This is a genomic window from Pedobacter sp. 01N416, assembly GCF_056399685.1.
This window is the reverse complement of sequence record NZ_JBFTRT010000778.1, coordinates 1-2,497: the sequence shown is the minus strand read 5'-3', so window position 1 is coordinate 2,497 and position 2,497 is coordinate 1. Positions and strand designations below refer to the sequence as shown.

Below are 2,497 nucleotides of genomic sequence, written 5' to 3'. Positions count from 1 at the left end.
ATTCTAGATTTATCGAATGGACGAAGGGATGTGTTTTGCCTGGTTTTAGCCCACTTCCATTGTATACTGTAGCTACATTTTTCTTTCGTGAAATTGGCAAAGATGCTTTGGTAAACAAATCATCATCATTAGCTTATAGTTTCATGCTGGCTATCTTCCCAGGCATTATCTTCTTATTTACGTTAATTCCTTTTATTCCAATTAAAGGCTTCCAGGATCAGCTGTTAAACTTAATACAGCTTGTACTGCCACACAATGCTTTTGATGCCTTTGAAACTACGTTAAAAGATATTATCAAAAATCAGAACAAGGGTTTGCTATCGTTCGGTTTTTTATCAGCCATATTTTTTGCTACAAATGGGGTTAAAAATTTAATGAAGGCTTTTAATAAATCATCATTGATTATCGAAACCAGGGGCTGGTTAAAACAACGCTTAATTGCACTGGTATTAACTACGATTATTTGTTTTTCCATCATCATCTGCATCAGCGCCATGACTCTGGGAGAAGTTTTACTGAATAAGATCACAAACGAACTCCACATTAAGGGTAGTTTCCTGGCCTTTGCCGTACAGTTTACCCAATGGGCACTATTGGCTATTTTATATTTTTTAACGGTATCGATCTTATATCGATACGGGCCAGCACATTCAAAAAAGTGGCGTTTCTTTAGTGCAGGTTCCTGGTTGGCTACCATTTTAGCTTTCCTCACTATTTGGGGTTTTTCTTTCTACATTAACCATTTTGCGTCATATAACAAAGTGTATGGTTCTATCGGAACATTAATCGTAATCATGATCTGGCTTTACCTCAATTCTTTGATTTTATTGATCGGTTTTGAACTAAATGCCAGTGTTGATGTGAGCAAAAGAAGTGTGAAGATTATTCGCCCTACCTTTAATTTGTTCAAAAAATCGGAACCAATTGAAGAAAATATCCAGAAGAAATAATTTTTTCTCCCTCTGTGTTAAGTAATTATCAAGTTTATATAAAAAAAAAGCATTCATAGTTTGCAGATTTAACCGGAGTTCGTACTTTTGCCTCCGGAAAGCTGGCAGAGTGGTCGAATGCGGCAGTCTTGAAAACTGTTGACTGTAACAGGTCCGGGGGTTCGAATCCCTCGCTTTCCGCCGAAAAATCAAAGCCTGAAATCGTAAGATTTCAGGCTTTTTTCGCTTATCGAAACATCCATCCCATTCTAGTACAGGTCTAATGTCAATATGGTAAGCCATTCGGCACAACAAAAATAATTTAAAACGCTTAACTTAACGATATTGAGCGCAAGTCTTGAAAAACCCTGTGCGTCTATTATTAATTATCGACTTTTTCCAATTCAGAATATAATTCAATTAAATTACCTTCGGGGTCTCTGAAGTGCACGACTCTAGTCCCCCAATCTGACATCGATTTCGGCGCTCCTAAAAAATTCACTTCCTTATTTCGAAGCGAAGCGTACACTTGATCCACACTGTCTACCTGCAAAATAATTACAGCTTTGTCTTGTTCAGACTCATTTTTGTTTACTACTTTATTTATAGCATGATTCATAAGGTCAGCTTTAAACAAAGCAAGTCCGGAAGGGCATCCAATATTGAAACTTGCATAATTGTCACCTAAACCGCCCCAAGAGCATTCCAAACCTAGAACGTCATTGTAAAATGTAAAGCATTTATCAAAGTCGTTCACTAATAGCCTGATATTACTAAATTTCATTTTGTATTTCTTTAATTGTTTAATAGTACAAAATTACGGTTCTTTCATCGTTTTTCAGCAGTGCAATTGTCGAACCACCAATAGCTCTTTATAAATTTGGTTAGTAATTGGTCTGGAGGAAATTCTTTGTAAATCACTTATTCTGACTAAGATTTTTTATTATCGGTGTTAAGGAAACATGAATGATATATTTCTGCGCATAGCAAAACTACAATATTTATATTTAGGTCATCAGTAAGTTTATCCAAAATCTCGATTAACCCGTTCTAACGCAAGTCTTAGTGCCTCGGACTTAATATCTTAATACGCTCGATATTGGCAGTTTAGCCTAAGTCTTAGTGCTTAAGGGACATTAAACCATAGAATGTTAGCTACCTTTAAATACAATTCACATCTTACGCCCAATATCAGCTAGCGCAAGTAACCCCTAATAAAGTCGCATTAACCCCCACTTGCCTTAACTTTTTACTGTCATCTTTGTTAAGAAAGTGGAGCAGCAACCATTTAAAAACGGGCGAACCGAAAAGCCAGATGAGTAGGATCAGAAAAAAATCTATTTTATGTCTAACAACCAAGTTTCATTACACAGAGTAATTAAGGCATCTCCTGAAAAGTTATATCGTGCATTCATCGAGCCTGTAGCGCTTGCTTCCTGGATGCCACCTTACGGTTATCTGGGTACGGTACACCAAATGGATGTTAAAGTGGGTGGTACTTTTAAAATGTCGTTCCAGAATTTCACCACGGGCAATAGCAATTCTTTCGGTGGAGAGTACCTGGAGGT

Annotated in this window: 3 protein-coding genes and 1 tRNA gene; 3 read left to right on the top strand and 1 reads right to left on the bottom strand. The window is 36.9% G+C overall.

What is annotated here, in order from left to right; translation table 11 throughout:
* Positions 1-11 precede the first annotated feature (11 nt).
* Complete coding sequence (locus tag AC1DND_RS27050; RefSeq protein ID WP_477585846.1) at positions 12-950, top strand: YihY/virulence factor BrkB family protein; 939 nt, start codon at positions 12-14, stop codon at positions 948-950.
* A gap of 95 nt (positions 951-1,045) precedes the next feature.
* A tRNA-Ser gene (locus tag AC1DND_RS27045) sits at positions 1,046-1,130 on the top strand.
* Positions 1,131-1,311: 181 nt separating this feature from the next.
* Here AC1DND_RS27045 and AC1DND_RS27040 read toward each other — a convergent pair.
* The gene (locus AC1DND_RS27040) at positions 1,312-1,713 is read right to left on the bottom strand and encodes a VOC family protein (protein ID WP_477585844.1); all 402 of its coding nucleotides are present in this window, start codon (positions 1,711-1,713) and stop codon (positions 1,312-1,314) included.
* A gap of 560 nt (positions 1,714-2,273) precedes the next feature.
* On the opposite strand from AC1DND_RS27040, the gene AC1DND_RS27035 reads away from it, so the two are divergent.
* Positions 2,274-2,497: SRPBCC domain-containing protein (locus tag AC1DND_RS27035; RefSeq protein WP_477585842.1), on the top strand; the 224-nt coding region annotated here is incomplete at its 3' end.

Coding starts and splice junctions, on each gene's coding strand:
- AC1DND_RS27040 (WP_477585844.1), bottom strand. CDS start 1,713: ATGAAATTTAGTAATATCAGGCTATTAGTGAACGACTTTGATAAATGC.